Genomic DNA, 17,919 nt, shown 5'->3' on the forward strand with positions numbered 1-17,919 from the left:
ATCGGACGTGACGACAACCGAAGCCATTGAACGGCCTATCCCCGGCGGCAACGACGTGCTGGTCGAGTTCGAGGACGGCATCGCCTGGGTACAGCTGAACCGCCCCGCCAAGCGCAACGCCATGAGCGTCGCCCTGGCCAAGGAAATGAACGAGGTGCTGGACGCGCTGGAGACCGATCCGCGCTGCGGCGTCCTGGTCCTGACCGGCGTGGGCGAGGCCTTTTCCGCCGGCATGGACCTGAAGGATTTCTTCCGGGCCACCGATGGGCTGGGCGATATCGAACGCCACCGCGCCTATCGCTCCACCCGCGCCTGGCAGTGGCGCAACTTGATGCATTACGCCAAGCCGACCATCGCCATGGTCAATGGCTGGTGCTTCGGCGGCGCCTTCACGCCCCTGATCGCCTGCGACCTGGCCATCACCGATGAGAAGGCGGTGTTCGGCCTGTCGGAGATCAACTGGGGCGTCATCCCCGGCGGTGCCGTGTCCAAGGCCATCGCCACCGTCATGGGCGACCGTCAGGCGCTCTATTATGTGATGACGGGTGAACAGTTCGACGGCGCCAAGGCCCTGTCGATGGGCCTGGTGAACGAGGCGGTACCCAAGGAACGGCTACGCGCCCGCACCACGGAGATCGCCCGCACGCTGCTGGGCAAGAACCCCACCGTGCTGCGCCAGGCCAAGCTGGCCTATAAATACGCCCGCGAGATGAATTGGGAACAGGCGTCGGAATATCTGACGGCCAAGGTCGACCAGACCAATTTCGTGGACCCGGAAAAGGGCAAGGAGCAGGGGCTGAGGCAGTTCCTGGACGAAAAGACTTTCCGCCCCGGCATGGGTGCCTACAATCGTCCGGAATAAACAAGGGGTATCTCCATGAAACGGCCGAGCGCCAAGAAGGGTAACGAGCTGGCCGCGGTGGTCCCCACCCTGGTGGAACTGACCGACCGCGTGCTTTACGAGGATGTGTGGGAGCGGCCGGGCCTGTCCAAGCGCGACCGCAGCCTGGTCACCATCGCGGCCTTGATCTCCATGTACCGGCCGGAGCAGCTGCCGGCGCATCTGGGTCTGGCACTGGATAACGGCCTGACCAAGGAGGAGATCGGCGAGGCCATCGCCCATCTCGCCTTCTACGCCTCCTGGCCATCCGCCATCTCCGCCAGCCGCAAGTTCCTGGAGGTTGTCGAGGAGCGGGAGGCGAAGGGGAAAGAGGGGTGAGGGGCTCCCGCTCCGCTTCCACCCACTCAACCGTCATCCCCGCGAAAGCGGGGATCCAGCGAAACTCTTGGGTACCGCTGTTACCACTCTCTCCACCGTCACCCCGGCGAAGGCCGGGGCCCATGTCGTAGAGCAAAGCGCTTGTCACTTGGGCCCCGGCCTTCGCCGGGGTGACGGTAGATATTATTCCACGGGACAGCGCTACCCGTTCCCATAGCCCAAACAGGGTGCGTCGCCATGACGAACTTCCTGCTTTCCATCGGCGGCGCTTCCGTGCCCGCCGCCATGTCATTCCCCGTCATCGACCCCGCCACCGGTGAGCCATTCGCCATGGCGCCCGATGCCAGCGAGGCCCAGCTGGACCTCGCCGTCGCCGCCGCACGCCAGGCCTTCGCCACCTGGCGCCATCTGGACATCGCCGTCCGCGCCACGTCCATGACCGCCTTCGCCGACGCCATCCGAGCCGAAGCCGAACCGCTGGCGGTCCTGCTGACCCGCGAACAGGGCAAGCCGCTTGCCGTCGCCCGGCGCGAAGTGGCCTTCGCCGCTGACCGCATCGCCGGCACGGCCGCCCTCGACATCGGCGGCGGCTATCTGCGTGAAGGGCCGCTCGGTCCGGTGCGGCTGGATTACGTGCCCATGGGCGTGGTGGGCGTCATCGCCCCCTGGAACGCGCCGCTGATCCTGGCCATGCAGATGGTGGCCCAGGCGCTGGCCGCAGGCAATGCGGTAGTGGTCAAGCCATCCCCCTTCACCCCGCTTTCCACCCTGCGCCTGGGCGAGCTGGCGGCCCGCACCCTGCCGCCGGGCCTGGTCAACACCCTGTCGGGCGGCAACGACCTGGGCCAATGGATGACCAACCATCCCGGCATCGACAAGATCGCCTTCGTCGGCTCCACCGCGACCGGCAAGAAGGTGATGGCGTCCGCTGCGGCCAGCCTGAAGCGCGTGTCGCTGGAACTGGGCGGCAACGACGCTGCCATCGTGCTGGATGATGTGGATGTTGCGGAAATCGCCCCGCGCCTGTTCGCCAGCGCCTTCGTCAATAGTGGCCAGATCTGCATGGCGGTGAAGCGCGTCCTGGCCCAGGCCCCCATCGCCGGGGCCCTGGCCGAAGCCCTGGCTGCGGAGGCCCACAAGGCCCGCGTCGGCGGCGGGCTCGAGCCGGATGTCGAATTCGGCCCGGTGCAGAACCGCCCGCAATTCGAGAAGGTGCTGGCCATCATTGATGATGCCCGCGCCCAAGGCGGCCATATCCTGACCGGCGGCCACGCCCTTGACCGGCCCGGCTATTTCATCGCCCCCACCATCGTCACCGGCCTGCGCGAGGGTACACGGCTGGTGGATGAGGAACAGTTCGGCCCCGTCCTGCCCATCCTGTCCTTCGACAGCGATGAGGAGGCCGTGACCCGCGCCAATGCCACCCGTTTCGGCCTGGGTGCCTCGGTATGGAGCGGCGACCGGACACGAGCGGAAGCATTGGCGAGGCGGCTGGAGGCCGGGACCGTCTGGATCAACGGCCATGGCGGTGCCGCCCCCGACCTGCCCTTCGGCGGCTTCAAGGAATCCGGCATCGGCCGCGGCATGGGTCTGGCCGGCCTGCGCTCCTACGCCGAAATCCGGGTTCTCCATGGGGCTGGGGATTAACGCCCCTTCGTCATCGCCGCGATGCGCTCGAACGCCGCCACCTGCTGGTCGGTGTCCAGCACCTGCTCCAGCCCCATTTCCCGGGCGCGCTGTAGCCGGTCGCGGCCCCGGTCCAGCAGGTCCGCGTCGAACACGTCACCCCGCCGGCGCAGGATTTTCCGGGTCCGGTGCGGCAGTTTTTCCAGCGCCAGGGCCGTGCGGGCGCAATGAAAGCGGCGACAGACCGACGGGCGCTTGTCATGGATCGAACAGCCCGACGCCGTCAGATAGGTGCAATGGCCGGTGATGGGATCGCGCTTCAGCGCGGCCACCGACCGGCCGGGATACAGCGCCGAGGCGATTGGTTCCCAGCGGTAGAAGGACAGATCGTCCCCCGCGTCGGGATGCAGGATCACCTGATCGTTCTTGCAGCATTGAATGCAGCCATCACACGGGATGGCGTTCTGATCCGCTTGCATGGGCGCACCGGCAGCGTTCGTTAATATGATGTATCGTTCAACTATACCACATTCGATCTATCGGATCGAGTGCCCATCAACCTTGAAAACGAGGATCATCGATGAAGGACCTCTTTCAACAAGTGGCCATCGTGACCGGGGCCAGCTCCGGTATCGGTGAGGCCACGGCCCGCCGACTGGCGGCGTCCGGCATGAAGGTGGCTCTGGTCGCGCGCAGCCGGGACAAGCTGGCCACCATCGTCGCGGAAATCGAGAAAGCCGGCGGCACGGCGCGCATCCATGCCGCCGACGTGACGCGCGAGGATCAGGTGGATGGCCTGTTCGCGGCGGTGGCGCAGGAATGGGGCACGCCCGACCTGCTGGTCAGCAATGCCGGCATCGCCGACAAGACACCGCTGGAGGATCTGAGCCTTGCGCGCTGGCAGGAGGTGCTGGACATCAACCTCACCGCCTCGTTCCTCTGCTGCCGTGCCGCCGTGCGGATGATGAAGCCGCGTCGGCAAGGCCGCATCCTGCTGGTCGGCAGCATCTCCGCCCTGGTGCCGCGCGAGCATACGGCCGCCTATACGACCACCAAATTCGCCCTGGACGGCCTGACCCGGTCCATCGCGCTGGACGGGCGGGAGCATGGCATCACCGCCGGCATCATCCACCCCGGCTCCACCATCACCAATTTCGTGCCCGGCCTGGATCGGATGAGTGCCGAACAATCCATGCGGCCCGAACAGGTTGCCGAACTGGTCCATTGCATCGCCGCGATGCCGCCGGAGGTGAATGTGCTGGAAAGCGTGATCCTGCCGATCGGGCAGCCCTTCCTGGGACGTGGATAAACAACAAAAAGCCCGCCAACTCCTTCAAGTTGGCGGGCTTTCTTGTACGTAACGTCGCTCAGAACTTGAACCGCGCGCCCACCGCATAGGTACGGCCGATACGGTCATAGAACACCGACGACGCGTAGCTGGGCGCCGTCACGGCACCCGGCGTCATCGGCGGGGCCTTGTTGAACAGGTTGTCGATGGCGCCATAGATATCCACCGCATCGGTCACGCTGATCTTGCCGTTGATATCGACATAGGTGCGCGACGGGATGCTGTTATCGGCGATGTCCACGCCCTCCACATAGGCGACGTTCAGCTTGCCGCCATCGATATAGCGCACCACCGCGCCCAGCGCATAAGCCTCGGCCGTGTAATCGACCGACAGGGTGCCGCGCCATTTCGGGATGCCGCCGGCCGGGCCCAGCGTGCCGGTGCTGCCCACCGTGCCGGCGAAGTCGGTGGTGATGCCGTTGCTGGTCACCGTCAGCTCATCGACATAGGTGGCCAGTGCACGGACGGCAACCTTGGCCTCGTCCAGGTCGAAACTGTAGGCCGCCTCCATGTCGAAGCCCTTGGCCGTGGACCGCGCGGCGTTCAGCAAAGTCGCCTCTACCCGCGTGATGACATCGCCGCTGAACGTGATGGCGCTGCACAGGCTGTCCTGCTTTTGCACCAGACAGGCATCAACGATCTGCTGGCCGGTCAGCGCGGTGATCGCATCCTCGATCTTGAAGGAGAAATGATCGAAGGAGGCGCGGAAGCCCGGCAGCCATTCCGGCTGGAACACGATGCCGCCGGTAAAGGCCTTGCTGCGTTCCGGCCGCAGGTTGGGATTGCCGCCCGTCAGCTGCGGCGTCGACAGGGCCAGGTTGGTGATCGGGTTGGTGATGGTGTTGATCAGCTGGTTCTGGCCGGAGAACAGCTCATTGATATTGGCGGCCCGGATGTCGCGCGACAGCGTCGCCCGCAGGCGGACATCGTCGATCGGCTGGTAATTGGCGCCGACCTTCCAGGTTTCCACCCGACCACTGGTGGAATAATCGGTGACGCGGCCGGCAAGGTTGATGTCCAGGGATTGCGCCAATGGCTGGTCGATCGCCAGCGGCAAGACCACCTCCGCATAGCCTTCCTTGACGTTCAGCCCGCCGCGCAGGGCCTGCGGGTTGACGGTCTTCCAGCCGGAGCGCTTGGAGACATCGTCATTGGTGGCCCGCACCGCCTCCCGCCGATATTCGATGCCCAGGGCCACCGACACGTCGCCGGCCCAGGTCGCAAATGGCGAGCCTTCGACATTGGCGACATAGACATCCTGTTCCTGGTGCGCATCCAGGATGGCGGTGCCGCCGATATAATCCAATGCGGCCTGCGACACGGAACCTGCACCGAACAGGTTGATGGGCACGCAGGCGCGGATATCGCCAAACGGGTCCTGCGCCGCCGTCGGGTTGGGATTGTTCAGCAGGGCGCGGCAGATGGGTTGGCCCGTGGCCGGGTTGATGACGCTGTCCACGCCCAGGGTGAAGCGGGCATTGTTGCGGTTATTGCCATCCTCGCGGTAATAGCTCACCCGGCTGAACTGCCCGGACATATCCCAGCGCCAGCCATCCCCGAACTTGCCGTTCACGCCCAGGCCATAGCGCTGGACCTCGTTATCCACGGTGTTGAAGAACGCCCCCTCCTCCCCGCCGACACGGCCGATGGAGAACCGGGCCAGGTTGTTGGCAACCAGGATGTTGCGGATCTGGCTGGGCAGGAAGGCATTGTCGCGCTGGATGGGGATATTGCCATTATCCGTCGACGTCGTGCCGTCGGAATAGATGTCGGCGCGTGAATAGAGCGCGTCGGCGAAGAAGGTCAGATCCTCCGTCGCATCGAAGCTGAGCTTGGCGAAGCCGGTGCCGCGCTCGATCTCCGGGGAGATATTGGCGGTATCGGCCAGGCTGGCGCCATCGCCGCCGGCCATGAAGGTGCCGCCGACATAGGTGCCGCGGGTGAAGGGCAGCACCGTGCCACCCGGCCCGAACTGGAGATTGCGCAAGGCCGCGATGCTGTTGGACGCGGTCACGCCACCGAACGTCATCTGGGAGAAGCGGGCATCGGGTGCCACCACCAGACGGGTCTGGCCCGCCGTCGCCGGATAGGCCGGGTTGGTCAGCACGGCGTAATCATCCCGACCCCAGGGCCGCGACGATTGGTTCAACTGGCCGTCATCCTTGAAGTAATCGCCGGAGACGACGAGATGGAAATTGCCGAACGCCTTGCCCACGGCGACCGATGCCGCCGGCTTGTGGTGGTCGTCATATTTGGACTGGCTGTACTGGGCGGAACCCTTCACCCCCTCGAACCGGTCATCCAGGAAGATATTGACCACGCCCGACACCGCGTCGGAGCCATAGGCGGCGGACGCGCCACCCGTCACGATCTCCAGCCGCTTGATCAGTGCGGCCGGGATGACGTTGACGTCGATGCCGCCGGTGGGGTCGGTCGCCGGGAAGCGGCGGCCATCGACCAGGATCAACGTCCGGTTCGGGCCCAGGCCGCGCAGGTCGAAATTGCTAGCGCCGATCGGCTGGCTGGACTGGCCGCTATTCTGTGCCGGCTTCAGGGTCGGCGTGTCGAACATGATGTCGGCCAGATTGCGGATGGCCCGCGTTTCCAGCTCCGCCTCACCGATGGAGGTCACCGGCGTGGGGGCGGCGAAGCCGCTGATGCGCGTGCCGGTAACGATGATTTCGAACAGTTCAGGTTCTTCCGCCGGCGTTTCCTGTGCGGATACGCCCTGTGCGGCCAGAAGGCCCATCGACAGGGCCACCACCGCCGTCGCCAACCGCCGGCGCCCGTAAGCGGACGCAATTGGAGTCTTTTGATTATCCCGCATTCTGCCCTCCCGTTCAGATCGCAAACCGTTTGCCGGATCGCGCTTTTGCAGCACCTTCACATGAAGGGCGTAGGGGTCGTCCAATCGTTTAATTCGACAGGATCGATACTCTTGCGGCATCATAACGAACTTGATTATACATTGACGAATAAGAATCATCATTGGCAGGAGGAAACATGCGGGCGCTCCAAGCCCTGGGACTGGCCGCCGGCCTGATCGCATCGATTGCCGCACAGGCGGGCGAACCGCTGAAGGTGGTGGGCCGCCATGATGTGATGGAGGTGGGGCCAGTGCTCTACGCCATCCAGCAGGCCGGCCCCGACATCGCGGTCTTTGCCAGCGGCGGTGTCGACAACCTGTTCAAGGTGGAAGGTGCCGCCCCCGCTGGCGGCTTCGACCATGCACCGGGCACGGCCGACCTGGCCGCGCAGGCAGAAACCCAGGCGCTGCGCGCATCCGTGGCCAATCCCGACCTGCGCATCATCCTGACCGTGACGGAGGGGCTTTACCGGGTCGTCGCCCGGCGGTCGGCGGGGATTGCAACGGCAGAGGATTTGCGCGGCAAGCGCATCGGTGTCTTCGAACGAACGTCAGCCGCCTATTTCCTGGACCGGCTGCTGGCCCGTGCGGGTGTCGCCGCAGGTGAGGTGACGCTGGTGCCCCTGCGCCCGCGCGAGATGGAACCGGCCCTGACAACGCGCAAGGTGGACGCGGTCGCCATTTGGGAACCGGAGAGCGAGCGCAGCATGATGGCGTTGGGCGATGACGCGGTCAGCCTGTCCGACCCCACGATCTATCGCGAACTTTACAATCTGAACACTACGGCCCAGGCCCTGGCCGACCCCGTGCGCCGGGCGCGGATCGTGGATTTCGTGCGCCGGCTGGTCACCGCCGCGCGGGTTTGCGTGCAGGAACCGGAAAAGGTCTGGCCCCTGGTCGCCGCCTCCAGCTTGTATCCGCAGGATCTGGTCGCCGCCTCCTGGCACCATCACCGTTTCCCGGCCGGCCTGCCCGGTGACCTGCTGGACGTGATGGTGGATGAGGAGAAGTGGCTGGCCGCCCAGGCCAACCGCCCGGCACGCGACCGTGCGCAACTGGAAAAGCTGATCGACCGGTCGGTACTGCGCGAGGCGATGGCACCCTGAGACCTATGCAGGACCCCAGGGTGCCAACCTGTCAGGAGAAGAAGGTGCCGCCATTGATGTCGATGCAGGCCCCGTTCACGAACCCGGCCTCGTCCGACAGCAGATAGGCGGTCAGGTCCGCCACTTCCTCCGCCACGCCCTCGCGCCGCAGCGGCGTGGACCCGGCCACAGCCTTGCGCACCTCGGCCTTGGTGAAGGTATCGTGGAAGCTGGTGCTGATCATGCCGGGGCAGACGGCATTGACGCGGATGCCCGACGGGCCCAGTTCCTTGGCCATGGCGCGGGTGAAGGTCATCACCGCCCCCTTGGCCGTGGCATAGGCCGACGCCCCCATCCCGCCGCCATCGCGGCCGGCCTGGGAGGAGAAATTGACGATGGCGCCGCCCTGCTTCATCAGCGGCACCACCGCCTTGGTGGCCAGGAACGCCGATTTCACGTTCAGGTCCATGACATGGGCGAAGAAATCGGCATCCATGTCGGCCAGCACCTTGCGCGCCACCAGCCCGCCCGTGACATTGACCAGCAGGTCGACCTGTTCGCCGAAGGCCGCCGTTGCGGCCGCCACCAGGGACGTCACATCGTCGGGCTTGGTCATGTCGGCGCGGTGGGCGATGGCCCGACCGCCGGCCGCCTTGATCGACCGCACCGTCTCTTCGGCACTGTCGGCACCGTTGCAGTAATTCACCACGACGGCAGCGCCTTCGGCTGCCAACCGCTGCGAGACCGCACGGCCGATATCGCGGCCGCCACCGGTGACGATGGCGACCTTGTCCTTGAGCTTCATGCTCCTGCTCCTTGCTTCGATGATGGGGTCGGCTGCACGGGCGTCAGACGCCCGCCCAGCAGCCAGACGGAAAGGATGGAAAGCGGCACCAGCGACGCCCCCAGCGCGAAGATCGGCGCATAGGATTGGGCGGTCATCGCCGGCACCAGCCAGGTGGTGATCAGCACGCCGGCCACCGCCGCCGTGCCGGAAATCCCGGCCAGCGTACCCACGGAACGGCCGGAAAACAGGTCGCTGGGCAAGGTCTGGATATTGCCGATCGCCGTCTGGAACCCGAACAGGATCACGGCGATCAGCAGCACGGCGGCCAGCGGCGTGGCAGCGCTGGACGTCAGCAGCAGCGACGGCAGCATGATCACCCCGCCCAGGGTGATTACGGTCCGTCGCACCCGGCCGACCTGCCAGCCTCGGCGCAACAACCTGCCCGCCAGCCAGCCGCCGAACAGGCTGCCCAGCATGGCGCCGACATAGGGCACCCAGGCGAACAGGCCGATCTGTTTGATATCGAAACCGAAGGTTTCCGCCAGATAGATGGGCAGCCAGGACACGAACAGCCACCAGACCGGATCGATGAAGAACCGACACAGGATGACGGCCCAGCTTTCACGGTGGCGCAGGATCTGGCCCCAGGTCGGGGCGTAATCGCTGTCCGCGGCCGCACCGGCCGATTGCCGGCCCGACAGGATATGCTCGCGCTCCGCCGCCGTGATCCAGGGGTGCCCCTCCGGCCCGGCGCGATAGACCAGCAGCCAGGGCACCAGCCAGGCGAAGCCCAGCAGGCCGACCAGCAGGAAGGTCGCCTGCCAACCGATGGCCAGATAGAGGATGGCGATCAGTGGTGCGGACACGATGGAGCCCAGCGACGCCCCGGCATTGAACAGGCCCTGGGCGAAGGCGCGTTCGCGCACCGGAAACCATTCGGCATTGGCTTTCGCCGCACCCGGCCAGGCCCCGGCCTCACTGACGCCCAGCAGGGCACGGGCCAGGCTGAAAGACAGGATCGAACTGGCGGCGGCATGCAGGGCGATGGCCACCGACCAGACGGCGATGGACAGGGCGAAGCCGATGCGCGTGCCGATCCGGTCGAACAGGCGGCCGAACAGCGACTGGCCCAGAGCGTAGAACAGCATGAAGATGGTGACCAGAAGCGCGTAATCCTCCTTTGTCGCCCCGATCTGCGGTGCGATCTCCGGCCACATCACGGCCAGCGCGTTGCGGTCGATATAGTTCACGATGGTCGCCACGCCGATCAGCGCGATGATCAACCATCTGAGATTGGGCAGTTTCATCGCCCGTCCTCCCCGTTCTTATGGTTCTTCACGGCTTCTCATCGACCCTGGCAAAGGGGCCCTGCCACCGGATGGGACGCCCGTCCACATTCACCTCGTGCCAGGTCTCCCTGGCCGGATCGGCCGACACGGCCAGACGCAGGCGGGCACCGTTGGTCAGTGTGAGGGTGACGATGTCGCCCGTCGTGCCTTCCGCATGGGTCAGGCCGGTGATGCGGGTGCGACCGCGCAGGGTGAATTCGGCGGCACCATTATATTCCCCGTGCGGTTCCAGCACGCCCACGAAGCTGGCTGCCTTGGCCCCCTCCAGCCGCTGGACCAGGATCGGTTCACGCCGCAGGTTGAACTTGGGATCGTTGGCCCCGCTTTCCGCCAGTATGGCGGTGGCCCCGGCCTGCGGCAGGAAGCGGTAGGTATAGAACCGGTCACCCAGCAGCCAGGTCAGGGTGGCATTACCCGCTTCCGGCTTGCCCGTCGCATCCACCCAGACATGCTGGTATCCCGACGCCGTGCCCAGCACTGGGCGCGTGTCGGTGTTGGAGGACAGCGGAAAGCCGACATCCATGATATGGCCGCGGTAATGCAGCGGCAGGTCCAGCTTGGCCGGCCTGTCCGACGCCACCTTCAGCAGGTCGATGACCACCGGCCTGTCCAGCTCCGCATGGCCCAGCAGCGCCATTGTGCGGGTGAAGGTGACACCCGGATAGGCCCCGTCCATGCGGGCCGACACGATGCGCATGTCATCATCGGCATGGAAGAACAGCGGCGTCGGTGCGACGGGCTGGGCCCGCTTCACGTCCGCGTCGAAATGGCTGGCCTCGTCCACTACCAGAGTATTGTGGGCGATGGTCTGCTTGGCCCAGCTTTTGTTTTCCGGCAGATAGATGCCGCCGGCCTTGCTTTCGATATTCAGGAAGCGCGCGGCACCGTAATCGGCCACCACCTCCGCGCCATTGTCGTAGAAGATCCAGGACAGCTTGTCGAAATGGCCATGGCCCATGCCCTGGGCGGTGTTCTTGGCCACCAGCGCCTGATGCTTCGGCCCCGTGCCGGCACGCAGGATGGAAAGGCTGCCATGAGTGCCGTCCGGCCCGTCGCCCAGGTTCTGGGACGTGAAGGCGAACGGCGTGGATTTGCCGGCGGCGATACCGGCCGACAGGGCCGCCCCGTCCGGCGTCAGCACCGCCCTTCCCTGCCCCTGTGCCACCGACAGGAAGCCGGTATCGCCGGTGCGGGCATAGGCGATGGCCACCGCCTGGTACAGTTCCTCCGTCGCCAGCCCCTTGTCCTTCAACGCGTCGTTCAGCGGGAAGAACAGGCCGCCATAGGTCAGGTTGATCGTGGTCCGCACCGCCTTCAGCAGTACGCCGTCGCGGCGCTGGAAGATGCCGCGCTGCGGCTCGTTCTGATCGATGGCGCGGGCGAAACCGATGAAGGGCAGCAGCGCGTAACGCTGATAATACGGCCCCTCTTCGTAATAACCGTCGGGGGAGAACAGCTGGTCGACCTGTTTCAGGAAGCCGGCCGTGCCCGACTTGTCCAGGCCCAGCAGCGCCTTGTCCACCAGATTGCGATCGCGCAGGACGTACCCCGTCATGCCCACCGCTGCCACGGCCCAGGTGGCGTGGTTGTGGATCAGGTTGAAATTGCGGGGCGATCCGTCGGACAGGAACCGGGCCATGGGCCGGAACACCTTGTCCTCGATGATCTTGCGGTCCTTCTCCGCCATCGCGGCGCGCACCGCGTCATAGCCCTGGATGGCATAGAACAGCCAGTTGCTGTCATTCAGCGTCTGCCAGAACAGCCGGCCGGGGATTTCCCCCCGCCCCGCCGGATGCGGCCCCAGGCCGGGATAGATCTTCGCGTAGGCCAGCAGCATGTCGCGGCTGAAATCCACATAGACCTTGTCCCCGGTGATGGCATAGAGCGCGCCGGCATCGTACAGCGCCCGGAAATTGCGCTTATGCTGTTCATGGGTGTAACCGCCGCCGGGGTCCTTGGGCACCGGCACCTGGATGCCGGCCTGCCGCGCGGCTTCCACATTCGCCATGGCGCGGGCGAATTCGGCGGCGAACAGCGGGTTCTGCCGGGCATCGCGCATGGCCGACCGGCCGACCTCGTCCACCAGCACGGGAACGGTATCGGCCCTTGCTGCCGGCGCCACGGCCATGACCGCCAATACGGCCAAGGCGAAGGAATGGCGTTGATGCATGTGGTTTCCTCCCATCAGGGCTTTGGGCCTATGGCGCGGGCGTGCCTTTGAATTCATTGTTCTGGATGATGGTGACCGGTTCACCCACCGTGCGGGTCACCTTGATCGCACCGCTGTCGGTGAAACGGTTGCCCGTGATGCGGATGGCCTGCACGCCATGCAGACGCAGGGATGGTATATCGGCCGAACCGGCCTTCGTGACCTTGTTGTCGATGAAATCAAGCTTCGGCCCGAAGGTGCTTTCATCCTTGCCGCCGCGATAAAGCGACAGGACCCCGCCCTTCACATGGCTGAATTCCGATCCCGCGATCTCCACCCGTTCGGCATTGTAGAGGCCCAGATCGTCGGTCTCCGCGTCCAGCTTCAGGGCGGCACCGGTGATGTTCTGAAATATGGAATGATTTACCGATATCAGACCAGCCAGCGAGCCCTTCCCCCCCGCCACGACATGGAAGGCATTATTGACGTCCAGCCCGGTGAAGCGGCTGTCCTCCAACCGCAATTCATAATTCCGGCCCATGCCGTCGGCGGTGCGGATCACGGCATTGCCGGTGGCGTCGGGCGCGTCGGCACCGCTGATGGTGACACCGGTCAGGCGCAGCGCCCCGCCCTCCTCGATCCTAAACAGGGTGGGGCGGGAGAAACGGATTTCACCGGCGCCGCGCAGCCAGAGCGGCTTGGCCACGGACAGCACCTCCTCCACCCGGTAAAGCCCGGTGGAAAGCGACAGGATGTCGCCGGCCCCGGCCTTGGCGAAGGCGGCGGACAGGGTGCCGTCGCCCGGCGCCACATCCAGGGTATGGCCGGTGCCGAACCCGGCCTGGGGCACGTCCTTGGGGTACCAGGAGACGCCGACATCGGCCTTGGTGATGGGTTTCAGGTCGCGGCGAACGCCGGTGCCGGCCAGCGCCGGATCGGTCGGGTAAAGCAGGCCATTCTCCGCGCGGCGCAGTTCGACCGGCCGGCGGGTGATGCCCGCCAGGGCCGGCTGCTTCACCGGCGTCTGGACATTGCCGTCGAAGGTGATGCCGGAGACATCATCCATGATCCGGAAAATCTCCTCCGAACCACCGGTGATCAGGTTGCTGGCGAAGCGGCTTTGCGTGGGCGGGGCGGAGCGTTCCTTGTCGGCACCCGCCCCCAACTCGATGGAGGCGGCGTCGATGATGCTGTTATTGGTGATCTGCGCATTGACCACCGGGTCATAGCGGTTGATCGGCCCGTCGGGCACGCCGTTCAGCACGGCCACGGCACTGGCGAAGCTCTTGCCCGCCAAGCCTTCCAGGTAATTGTTGCGGACGATCTGGTCGCGGTTGATGACGCGGATGCCGCCGGTGTGCGGCCTGGCGTTACCGAAGAAGACATTGTCTTCCACGACATTGCCGTTGCCATGGCGCAAGGTCAGGGCGCCGGCCGATTCCATGAACACATTGCCGCGATAGATATTACCGCCCGACTTGCTGGAGATGATCTCCACCTCCCCGTCGCAGCGCTCGAAATAGTTATATTCGACGGTCGTGTGGCTATCGCTGCGCGACTGATGGCTGGTGCCGACGCGGATGGTCTCCCCACCGTTCGAGCCCAGGCTGGGCCGGGGGCCGAAATAATTGCGGTCGATGCGGTGGCGGTTATCCAGGCCGTATTGCGGATCGCGGATCACCACCAGGGTGGCGCCCTGGTTGGTCTTGCCGGCGATATGATTATGGTCGAAGCGGTTGTCGCTGCCATAAAGCGCCACCCAATGGTCGCTCTCCTGCCGGGCCGGGCGGTTATAGGCGTCGATCACCGTCTCGGTGACTCGGGAATGGCTGGCCACCGCCCCCTTCTCCCCCCGGAACGCGATCACCTCGCCCGTCGGCGTATAGCCGTCGCGGAACACCAGACCCGTCACCACCAGATGCGATCCGGCCAGCCGCAGGTTGGACTTGCCCGACAGGATCACCTTGCCCGGCGTTTGCGCCGCCAGGGTGATGGGCGCGCCTTCCGTCCCTTGCGCGAAGAAATCGATGCGGAAATCCCGCCACACCCCATCGGCCAGCACCAGCCGGTCGCCCGGCTTCGCCGTGGCCAGCAGCGCCTGGAACTGAGCCGGATCACGGGCCAGCAGGGTGCGGCCCTGGGCAACCGCCGCCTTTGCCGGACCCGCCGCATGCGGAGCGCAGGCCGGCAAACCCGCCAGCAGCGGCAGGGCGATCGACAGGTGCAGCAGGGTACGGAAGGACGGGGACATTCTGACCTCGCATCGGATTGGTCGGCATTCAGACCAATTTAGACCAATCTGTCAACCTATTTGACAGACCAGATTGCAGGGCCAGTTATCCAGCCCATCAGCCAATCCTTCTCGCCCGGACACCCAATGCCAAGCATTGCGCGGCTTTTCCGCCCCCATACCAGTCGATGATTCCACTTTACCAACCGGATCGGTAAATTGGTTTGGATATTTTCCGATAAATTGGCATGGAAATCTGGTTGACATACTGGTCGTGTGGATTTAGGGGTTCACTTCAATAAGAACCTGTGACCAAGACAGTGACGAGGGAGGAACGCGTGGCAAAGCGAATGGATAATCGCGCCGGCATCGTGCGCATGGGCCTGTTCTGCGGTGTGGCATTGGCCGCCTTGACGGCCGCCGCCCAGGGCCAGACCGGTACACCGGCCGCCAGCGACGTGGTGCTGGAAGAGATCGTGGTGACCGGCGTGCGTGCGGCCATCCAAAGCTCCATCGAACAGAAGCGCGAAGCCTCGGTCGTGTCCGACGTCCTGTCCTCAGACGATATCGGCGACATCCCGGCCCTGTCGGTGGGTGAGGCGATCGAGAACATCACCGGTGCGGCCACCCACCGTGAAAAGGGCGGTGCATCGGAAATCGCCGTGCGCGGCCTGGGTCCGTTCCTGGGTGCCACCACCTTCAACGGGCGCGAGGCCAGCAACGGCTCCGGCGACCGGTCGGTGAATTTCTCCATGTTCCCGTCGGAACTGATCAACGGCATCGCCATCTACAAGTCGCAGCAGGCCGATTTCGTCGAAGGCGGCGTGTCGGGCATCATCGACATGCAGACCATGAAACCCCTGGATTTCGGCAAGCAGCGCATCCAGGTGGAAGGGCGCGGCATCTACCAATCCTATGACAAGCGGCTGGAGGACAAGAACGGCCTGGGCTGGCGCGGCACCGGCACCTATGTCGACCAGTATGATCTGGGCAATGCCGGTGAACTGGGCATCGCTTTCGGTGTGCAGAAGGGCAAGAGCAACAATCCCGAGGAGCTTTATACCGCCAGCTCCACCTATGTCGCCTGCAACGGCAGCGTGACCAGTGCCGCCACCGCCAATTGCGCGGAAGTGACCCCGGCCAGCTATGCATCGGGCGCCACGGCGGCGGGCACGCCCTTCTATCTGGCACCAGGCAGCCGCACCTTCGCCCAGATCACCGAACATGACGACCGCGAAGCCTATATGGGTTCCATCCAGTGGAAGCCGCGCGACTGGCTGGACGTCAATCTCGATTACCAGAATTCGGTCTACAAGTTCTGGGAGGACCGGCAGCAGCTGAATTTCTCCGAAACGCTGCGCGGCATCACCAACCGCACCGTCGATGCCCGTGGCAATCTGCTGGCCTATTCCGGCAACAGCACGCTGGAATCCACGCCGATGGAGCGTTACCAGATCGAGAAATATGATGGTGGCGGCATCAATGTCGCCGTCAGCCTGTCCGATGCGCTGACCGTTTCCGCCGATTACGGCTGGTCCGACACCTACCGGTCGCGTCTGGACCGCGAGGTGCGCATGCGCTCCAACGCCACCGATATCAATGGCGCCACAATCGCCGGGGTCACCGGCGGCCAGCGCATCCCCTATACCTATGACGCCACCAATGGCTGGCTGCCCACCATCGGGGTCGGCGGCGGCTATGACGTGACCCGTCACGCCAATTTCAGCGCCGCCGCCCGCGTGCGCCGCACCGAACAGATCCGTTGGGACCAGATCGATGCCGGCAAGCTGGATGCCGCCTACACGCTGGAGGACGGGCCGATCACCGCGGTGAAACTTGGCGCACGTTACAGCGAGCATCTGTTCCGCGACGTGCCGCAGGACCGCAAGGAATATAACATCACCGATGCGGCCGCGAACGCCGCTGCCAACCGCGCCTGCCAGATCGCCTTCCCGCAGAAGGACTTCATGAAGGATGCCAAGGGCACGCCCATTTCATCCTGGGCGGCATTCGATGCCAGCTGTCTGATGAATTCGCTGATCGGCAGTGACGATCCTGGCCGTAACACCGACATGCGGGCCATCGGCAATCGCGACATGGTGGAAAAGGCCACGGCCGGCTATGGCATAGCCGAATATGAGACGCAGCTGGGCGACCTGCCGGTCAGCGGCAATTTCGGCCTGCGCTATGTCCATACGGAGGTCAATTCCATCGGCCTGCGTGGCGGCTTCAACGTCGTCACCAATCCCGATGGCAGCATCCGCCTGGTGTCCAACGGCCAGTTCGAAAGCCAGACCTTCAAGGGCAGGAACGATGCCTGGCTGCCTAGCTTCAACGCCGCCTTCGACCTTCATGATGATTTCCGCGTCCGCCTGGGCCTGTTCCGCGCCATGTCGCGCCCGGACCCGGAGGATCTGGGGGCCGGCCGCACCTTCACCCTGGAAAGCGGCACCAGCTTCACCTCGGTCGAACAGGCCATCCGGTCGATCACGGCCGCCGGCAACCCGGCGATCAAGCCGCTTCTGTCCTGGAACGCCGACCTGTCGTTCGAATATTACCTGAACCGCGACAGCCTGTTCAGCGCCGCCGTGTACTACAAGAAGTTCCAGGGCGGCTTCACCAACCGTGTCGTCAATGAACAGTTCAATGTCGGCGGCCGCGACATCACCGTGCCGGTCATCCTGACGGAAACCAGCGACACCAAGAGCCGCATCTATGGTTTGGAACTGTCGGGCAGCTACCGCTTCTCCGACCTGCCCTACCCGTTCGACGGGCTGGGCGCCAAGGCCAGCTACAATTACGCCAACAGCAATTATGAGAACGAGGATCTGCGCCTGGGTGACCAGTATGATCCTGTCACCGGCCGCACCATCCCCGGCATCATCGACCCGGTGAACATTTTCGGCCTGTCCAAGCATGTCGTCTCCGGCTCCGTCTATTACGAGCTGGGGCCGGTGGAGTTGCAGGGCATCTACAAATACCGCTCGCCCTATTTCCAGCAGTTCGTGGGCGCTGCCGCCCAGAACCGCATCGTCCGCGGCGCCGGCGTCATCGATTTCCGGGCGACCTACCGCGTGAACGAGAATTTGAGCCTGTCGTTCGAAGGGTCCAACATCAACAATGCCGAGCGGGTGGAGGATATGCCCATCACCGGCGGCGTGCGCGAGGTGCATCTCTACGGTTCGCGTTACTATATGGGCGCGCGTTACCGCTTCTGATGCAGGTATTGAAGGGCGGTAAAGTCATGACCGGCTTTGCCG

At 64.9% G+C, this 17,919-nt stretch carries 12 protein-coding genes; 6 read left to right on the top strand and 6 right to left on the bottom strand.

Features of this window, described 5'->3' with window-relative positions:
- Positions 1 to 7: 7 nt before the first annotated feature.
- From ACM9HJ_RS02735 to ACM9HJ_RS02745, 3 genes are all read left to right on the top strand, one after another.
- Positions 8 to 862 carry a p-hydroxycinnamoyl CoA hydratase/lyase gene (locus ACM9HJ_RS02735; RefSeq protein WP_416570141.1) on the top strand — a complete coding sequence of 285 codons (855 nt, stop codon included), beginning with the start codon at positions 8 to 10 and terminating at the stop codon, positions 860 to 862.
- 15 nt (positions 863 to 877) lie between these two features.
- Positions 878 to 1,219 (top strand): carboxymuconolactone decarboxylase family protein, encoded by a 342-nt coding sequence (locus ACM9HJ_RS02740; RefSeq protein WP_416570142.1) that lies wholly within the window; start codon positions 878 to 880, stop codon positions 1,217 to 1,219.
- A 237-nt stretch (positions 1,220 to 1,456) separates the two neighbouring features.
- Entirely contained in the window at positions 1,457 to 2,866 is a 1,410-nt protein-coding gene (locus tag ACM9HJ_RS02745) for an aldehyde dehydrogenase family protein (RefSeq protein ID WP_416570143.1), read from the top strand.
- On the opposite strand, the gene ACM9HJ_RS02750 is transcribed toward ACM9HJ_RS02745, so the two are convergent.
- A complete protein-coding gene (locus tag ACM9HJ_RS02750; protein ID WP_416570144.1) occupies positions 2,863 to 3,324 on the bottom strand; it encodes a YkgJ family cysteine cluster protein in 462 nt (153 codons plus the stop codon). The two genes, ACM9HJ_RS02745 and ACM9HJ_RS02750, sit on opposite strands and share 4 nt — an antisense overlap.
- Before the next feature lie 101 nt (positions 3,325 to 3,425).
- Between ACM9HJ_RS02750 and ACM9HJ_RS02755 the strand changes: the two genes are divergently transcribed.
- The gene (locus tag ACM9HJ_RS02755) at positions 3,426 to 4,154 is read left to right on the top strand and encodes an SDR family oxidoreductase (protein WP_416570145.1); all 729 of its coding nucleotides are present in this window, start codon (positions 3,426 to 3,428) and stop codon (positions 4,152 to 4,154) included.
- Positions 4,155 to 4,212: 58 nt separating this feature from the next.
- On the opposite strand, the gene ACM9HJ_RS02760 is transcribed toward ACM9HJ_RS02755, so the two are convergent.
- Entirely contained in the window at positions 4,213 to 7,020 is a 2,808-nt protein-coding gene (locus tag ACM9HJ_RS02760; protein WP_416570146.1) for a TonB-dependent receptor plug domain-containing protein, read from the bottom strand.
- 176 nt (positions 7,021 to 7,196) lie between these two features.
- On the opposite strand from ACM9HJ_RS02760, the gene ACM9HJ_RS02765 reads away from it, so the two are divergent.
- Positions 7,197 to 8,165 carry an ABC transporter substrate-binding protein gene (locus tag ACM9HJ_RS02765; RefSeq protein WP_416570147.1) on the top strand — a complete coding sequence of 323 codons (969 nt, stop codon included), beginning with the start codon at positions 7,197 to 7,199 and terminating at the stop codon, positions 8,163 to 8,165.
- Between the two features lie 31 nt (positions 8,166 to 8,196).
- Here the strand turns inward: ACM9HJ_RS02765 and ACM9HJ_RS02770 are convergent, their stop codons facing one another.
- From ACM9HJ_RS02770 to ACM9HJ_RS02785, 4 genes are read right to left on the bottom strand one after another with little or no spacing between them, the layout of a single operon-like run.
- Positions 8,197 to 8,949 carry an SDR family NAD(P)-dependent oxidoreductase gene (locus tag ACM9HJ_RS02770; protein ID WP_416570148.1) on the bottom strand — a complete coding sequence of 251 codons (753 nt, stop codon included), beginning with the start codon at positions 8,947 to 8,949 and terminating at the stop codon, positions 8,197 to 8,199.
- Positions 8,946 to 10,238: an MFS transporter gene (locus ACM9HJ_RS02775; protein WP_416570149.1), complete on the bottom strand. Its 1,293-nt coding sequence runs from the start codon at positions 10,236 to 10,238 to the stop codon at positions 8,946 to 8,948. Before ACM9HJ_RS02775 ends, ACM9HJ_RS02770 begins: the two co-directional genes overlap by 4 nt.
- A gap of 28 nt (positions 10,239 to 10,266) precedes the next feature.
- Positions 10,267 to 12,450: a heparinase II/III domain-containing protein gene (locus tag ACM9HJ_RS02780; protein WP_416570150.1), complete on the bottom strand. Its 2,184-nt coding sequence runs from the start codon at positions 12,448 to 12,450 to the stop codon at positions 10,267 to 10,269.
- A 28-nt stretch (positions 12,451 to 12,478) separates the two neighbouring features.
- Positions 12,479 to 14,680, bottom strand: coding sequence for a chondroitinase-B domain-containing protein (locus ACM9HJ_RS02785; RefSeq protein WP_416570151.1), 2,202 nt, complete (start codon positions 14,678 to 14,680; stop codon positions 12,479 to 12,481).
- Positions 14,681 to 14,997: 317 nt separating this feature from the next.
- Here ACM9HJ_RS02785 and ACM9HJ_RS02790 point away from each other — a divergent pair, with 317 nt between their 5' ends.
- The gene (locus ACM9HJ_RS02790; protein ID WP_416570152.1) at positions 14,998 to 17,877 is read left to right on the top strand and encodes a TonB-dependent receptor; all 2,880 of its coding nucleotides are present in this window, start codon (positions 14,998 to 15,000) and stop codon (positions 17,875 to 17,877) included.
- Positions 17,878 to 17,919: the final 42 nt, after the last annotated feature.

The sequence above is a fragment of the Niveispirillum sp. KHB5.9 genome (assembly GCF_048066115.1).
In the GTDB taxonomy this organism is placed as follows: domain Bacteria; phylum Pseudomonadota; class Alphaproteobacteria; order Azospirillales; family Azospirillaceae; genus Niveispirillum.